We start from the raw sequence: 5,874 nt of genomic DNA on the forward strand, positions 1-5,874 counted from the left end.
GAACGAGTAAGAGTTTAGTGGACTGAGATATTTTCCACTAAACTCTCCTCTAGGAACCGTACTTGAAAGTTTCCCTTCATACGGCTCGAGCCATCTTAAGTCCTTTTCTCGAGAACCGGCAACAGCTTCCTTCAAATATTCTGGCATTTCAAATTCCTTACTAGGATTAACATTAATCATATCTTATCATCCTCATAAAGAGAAGGATTATTTGATCTACGTTTTTCAAAGTAGGCATACCATTCTTTATCGTAGGGATTTGCCTCAGCTTGAATTTTCTTGTGGCGACGAATTGGTACGCTTGTTGCTTGAAAGAGTTCCTTCCACTCAACTGTACCTTTATTCTTAGTCAGCGCTGCAAAGCACCATCTTCTGGCTTCTTTTGTTTTAAAGTATTTCTCCTTAATCCAGCGTAAGCCTTTATTAGGGTGTCTGCGTTTTGACCATTGCCATAAGGCTTTAAAAATCTCAGAATCCACTTTCTCATAAGCTTTTCTTGCGCATATTCCCCTGTGGTAATAGACCCACCCTCGAATTTGAGGTGTGAGCAGTTCTATTACTTTTTCTTGGGTTGCTGCGCAGTTCTTACGAATCAAGCACCGGATGCGCTTCAGAAGTCGGTTTGTACTTTCTGCTGAAGGTTTGATGATTATCTTCCTTTCGTACTTACGTACTGTCTGACCTAGAAAATCAAATCCCTGTTCTACGTGTGTGATCTTGGTTTTTCCTGTGGATAGAGTTAACCCTCTGTCGCTGAGGAAATCCTCTACTAGCCTTTTAACTTTAGTCTCAAGAATTTCTTTTGATTTTCCAGTGTTACTATGAAGTCATCCGCGTAGCGAATCACGTGCACACCATATTTCTTGCGTTTTCTTGTTCCCTTCTTCCCGAAATGTTTACTGATAACATTTTCGAAACCATCAAGGGTCAAGTTAGCAAGTACAGGGGAGATAATTCCTCCTTGTGGAGTCCCTGCTATTGTGAAGCGGAACATTTGTTTTTCTATGAACCCAGATTTTAACCATTTGCTGAGAATATTCTTTTCTATTGGAATTGAGCTTTCTAACCAGCAATGGTCTATTTCATCAAAACACTTCTTAATATCCGCCTCTAGGATCCATTGCGATCTGTCGCGTCCCGCCAAAGTTTTGTGGATCTGGCTTATCGCATCAGCAGCTGAGCGATGTTTCCTAAATCCGTATGAGTGTCTATCTCCTATTGTTTCTGCAACAGGATCAAGTCCCATAAGATATAAGGCCTGCATCGCTCGATCTTTCATAGTGGGAATACTAAGAGGTCGCTTGCTGCCTGTAGGTTTGGGGATATAGACTCGTCTCAAAGGTTGAGAGCGATATCCTCGTTGCCTCAGGTTTGCAATTCCTTGAGATTTTGCTGAAGGGCTCTGCCACAACTGGTTGTCAACACCAGCTGTACATTTTCCTTTATTTGAAGTTACGCGTTTTACTGCCAACGCTTTAGCACTAAAACTACGTGTGAGGAGGCGTTGTAAAGTTTTCACTTTATTCCATCTCCTAGCTTTTGTTGCCTGAACAATACGAGCTTGTAGCCTTCTGGTATTTTTTTTACACTGAAACCAGTTAATTTGATTCCAGTGTTCTGCTGTACCGAAAGGTGCACTTACAATTTTACCTGTAACCATCTGCTTTCCTCACTTAAAAGGTTTTACAAACAATCTTGTTCAAGATGACCGTAGTGGACGTCAGTTCTCTTTCGAGCCAGATAACGTTTAAACCTGTATCTCATCCATTACAGATGAGCATTCACTTTTTCCACACTCCCAATCCCACATATCCATCAGTCTTTCTCATGATCAACCTTACTGAGTAAAGAAATTACCCAGAGATATATGGGGTTTCCGTGTTCCACCTATCAAACAACGAGCGGGTTAGGATTGATCTATACACCGGTGGTGTTTATGTTTGCGTATCAGATGCGTTCACGCTGATAACCTACCACATACCTTTTGGTCCAAGCCTGTCAGTGTCTTTGGCTTGTTCGATTTAACGATGCTTACGATCATTCACTTCTGTTATCCATACCGTTCACCCTAGCCCCCGTGCCAACTTGACACTTATAGCATCGTTCCTTCTTCACAGACCGAACTTCTCCTTTTCGGGCGGGTTCATTGTCCTAAACGCTTTGCATAAGACATTACTGTACTTATACAGTTTAGTAGGGTACGAGTGGCAAAACACTCGGTTTAGTCAGTGCTAAACAGTTTAATAGACGACTTTCACGTCACACAAAGGCATAATCATTGCGTGCATCAAGAAATTTAGATAAAGCCATGACGAATTAACCTAGAAAGCATTAATAATTATACACAATTCTGAAGAAATATTCAACTAAAATTCAAACATGTTAGTCAAAGAATGATCTTCATGAAAGGGCTTATTTAATAGAGAACTTGATTTGCATTGATATCCAACTGATCAGACTGAGAGTTGAAAATATGGCAATTAGACACAAAAACCATAAACCGTATAGCAGCGGGAGAGGTAATAGAAAGGCCAGCGAGTGTAGTAAAGGAGAAAATGCAATAGATGCTGGAAGTTCAGAGATAGAGATAGAGATCGAGATAGAAAGTGGTGGGCGTAACCTTATAACTGTGACAGATGATGGAAATGGAATAGAAAAGAACGATCTAGAACTAGCATTTATGAGGCATGCCACTTCAAAATTAAGCGATAGTGAGTTAATAGAAATCAAGCATCTTGGGTTTAGAGGAGAATTCAATTGCAGCAGTAAGTAGAATGAAATTATCGTCTAAGGCAAAAGGAAGCATGGTCTATAAGTTATGAGGGAGGAGAAAAAATAAGAGAGATTACACCTTGTTCTTTGCTACAGGGTTGAAGTTCGTGACTTATTTTTTGCGACACCAAATAGACTAAAATTTCTAAAAACCGAAAGGGCAGAAACACAAGCTATAGTTGATATTGTAAATAACTTAGCGATATAGTATTGGGTTTACTCTCGCTTCGGGTAATAAAAAGCTCTTAAAATATGCTAAACAAACTTCATTATTTAACAGATTGTGTGAAATAGAAGAAGAATTTCAGAGTAACTCGCTGGGAGTTAACGAGGAAGAAGATGGCATCAAACTTACGGGACATATCTGCAAACCGACGGTCAATCGAGGTAAGTCTGATATGATCTATACATTTGTGAATGGAAGGCCAATAAAAGACAATCTACTTATAGATGCAATTCGATATGCATATCAACCAGTTGGGAGGTATCCTTTTGCAGCGCTGCACTTAGAGATACCATACGATCAAAATGTGCATCCAAATAAATCAGAGGTAAGGTTTCAGAACAAGAGGCTAGTATATGAAATAGTGAGAAGAGGAATAATAAAAGCATTATCGACTAGAATAGGCACGTTCGCAGCAAGTGATGTTGAGTCTCAAAGTATTGAAGAGTTTGATAGCCAAGAGCAGGTTAATAGTAAAGAGGAAAAAATAAAAAGAGTTTTATGAGAAGAGACCAAGTCTTTTAGAAAATCGCCTAATGAAAGGATTCAATGCACCAGACGAAAGAAGGCAAAGCTTACCAGAAACGTTTAAATATGGAGAATCTCCACCCCAAAAGGGAACTATGGTTCTAGAAAGGGAGCAAATTGATTTGGTAGAGCTCTAGGATATGCACGCTGTCAGGTCTACAATACTTACATTATTGCTGAGGCTAAAGGCAAATTAATTATAGTAGATCAGCACGCAGCTCATGAGAGGTTGATATACGAGTGCTTAACAAGCATAAAAAGACAAAAACTTCTTCTTCCGGAAACAGTTGAAATTAAAAACCAAGCTGAAATGGAAATGATAGAGGTTTATAAATTTTTGAAATGGGTTTTGATATTGAAATACAATCAGAAGATAAAGTGAAGGTAAAAGAAATTCCTGCAATTTTAGGAACAATAAATGTGAAAGAGATGGTATAGTTGATAGATTAATAGAGATAGGAGATACGCTACCTATAGAAGAAAAAGTGAACAAGATATTAGCTACTATTGCGTGCCATAGAGCTGGAAGGGAAATGAAGTTGGAGGAGATGAATGAGTTGATGAGACAAATGGAAGAAACACCGTATGCTGATCACGGAAGACCAACTTACATAGAAATGAAACTAAGTGATATAGAAAAATTATTTGAAAGGAAATGAGTTCAATTTGTCAAAAAGGTTACCAATTAAGTATACGTGATAGCTCTTTTAATTATAGAGTATAAAATGTGAAAAAAGAGAATAATTGCTCTAACTTTTTAGACTACAAAGTAATAGGACAGGAAGTAAGAAATTGGAGGTTAAAGCGAGGATATACTCAAAAAGATTTAGCAAAAAAAATCGGTGTAACATATCAAGTAGTACTACAATATGAAAAAGGAACATGTAAAATTTCGATTGAAAAGTTGTATGCTATAGCAGAGATATTGTCGATTGGTATTGTAGACCTAATTCCTGTATCAAATGAAAAAATCTGTTTTGAAGATGAGGGAGAGAAAATATTAAATCTAGTAAGAGAATATAAAAAGATTAACGATCAGGAGTTACGTAGGATGTTTTGTTTACTAACCAAATTTGTCAAAGTTAGTGAGAAAAGTAGTAGAAAATCGGAAAAAATAAAAATTGCAAAGGGTTTGGTTAAATCGGGAGTTTCTGTTGATATTGTTGCAAAAACAATTGGTCTCTCTGCTGATGAATGTGTTGAAGAAAAAACAGGTTCTATCTACTACAAAATAGGGAAAAAGATAAAGGAATGGAGGGCAGTACGGGAATATACTCAGAAGGATTTAGCAGAGAAAATGAGGTGATGAAATAAGCAACTATGAACAAGGACGTGTGGCTATTCCACTGGAAAAATTGTATGCAATAGCAGAAACATTATCGATTAATATTACAGATCTACTAATAGAAGAAGGTGAAGGTAGTAAAGTAGTACCTGATTTGATAAAAGAATGGGAATGTTCAAAAAAGTGTGTCAAACCGAAAAAAAGTAATTTATATCAATTTAAAAATGGAGGTTTGACAATGAGTCAAAAAGTAGTAAACAGAACTAACGGATTGGTAGATTATAAAGAGTTGGAAACAAATATCCTGTCGTCTATACGAGAAGGAAGACCGTTGACAGGAAAGGAGGGAGCATTAACACCATTTATAAAAAAGCTGCTGGAGGCGAGTCTAGAAGGTGAAATAGAAAACCATTTATTAGCTGAAAGTGAAGAAAATAATCGCAGAAATGGGAGGAATGGAAAGACTTTACGTACAAGTGCAGGTTCATTTGAGCTGTTAACGCCAAGAGATAGAGAAGGAAGTTTTGAGCCGCAAATAGTCAAAAAAAGGCAAACAAGCTTACATCCAGAGCTTGAAACGAAGATTTTGAGCACATTTGCCAGTGGTATGAGCTATAGAGATATAGCGTCACACGTTGAGGAAATTTATGATCACAAAATATCGGTAGCAGAGATATCAAGTATTACCGACAAATTACTGCCTATAATCAATGAATGGCGTAGTCGTCCACTGCAATCAGTATACCCGATAGTATTTATGGATGGGATGTTCTTTAAGGTCAAGGAGGATGGACATTGCGTAAGTAAATGTATGTACAATATATTGGGCATAGACCAAAATGGCAGAAAAGAAGTCCTGGGCTTTTATTTGGCTGAAAGTGAAGGAGCTAACTTTTGGTTGGAAGTGCTAAATAACCTCAAAGAAAGAGGAGTAGAAGATATTCTGATTGCATGTGTAGATGGGCTAAAAAGCTTTCCTGCAGCCATCAACAGTGTATTTCCCAGTGCAGAAGTGCAGCTATGTATAGTACACCAAATAAGAAATTCTCTGAAATATGTATCCAGT

The 5,874-nt window shown here is 37.7% G+C and carries 4 protein-coding genes and 2 pseudogenes; 3 read left to right on the top strand and 3 right to left on the bottom strand.

The window, feature by feature from the left end; all coding sequences use genetic code 11:
• From Wcon_RS10765 to Wcon_RS10775, 3 genes are all read right to left on the bottom strand, one after another.
• Positions 1–180, bottom strand: a 180-nt coding sequence (locus tag Wcon_RS10765) for a hypothetical protein (RefSeq protein ID WP_147269164.1), incomplete at its 3' end; no start/stop codon positions are given.
• On the bottom strand, positions 177–797 hold the full coding sequence (locus Wcon_RS10770; protein WP_114517628.1) for a group II intron maturase-specific domain-containing protein: 621 nt from the start codon (positions 795–797) through the stop codon (positions 177–179). The genes Wcon_RS10770 and Wcon_RS10765, both read right to left, overlap by 4 nt.
• Positions 770–1,660: a reverse transcriptase domain-containing protein gene (locus Wcon_RS10775; RefSeq protein WP_114517629.1), complete on the bottom strand. Its 891-nt coding sequence runs from the start codon at positions 1,658–1,660 to the stop codon at positions 770–772. The genes Wcon_RS10770 and Wcon_RS10775 overlap by 28 nt, the downstream gene beginning before the upstream one ends.
• 805 nt (positions 1,661–2,465) lie before the next feature.
• Between Wcon_RS10775 and mutL the strand changes: the two are divergent.
• The 3 genes and pseudogenes from mutL to Wcon_RS10790 all read left to right on the top strand — a co-directional run.
• A pseudogene (gene mutL, locus Wcon_RS10780) lies at positions 2,466–4,182 on the top strand (DNA mismatch repair endonuclease MutL).
• A 68-nt stretch (positions 4,183–4,250) separates the two neighbouring features.
• Positions 4,251–4,980, top strand: a pseudogene (wmk, locus tag Wcon_RS10785) (WO male-killing family protein Wmk); the annotation flags it as partial.
• Positions 4,981–5,046: 66 nt separating this feature from the next.
• Positions 5,047–5,874 (top strand): IS256 family transposase (locus tag Wcon_RS10790; RefSeq protein ID WP_114516781.1); only part of this gene is annotated, 828 nt, incomplete at its 3' end.

It is taken from the genome of Wolbachia endosymbiont of Cylisticus convexus (assembly GCF_003344345.1).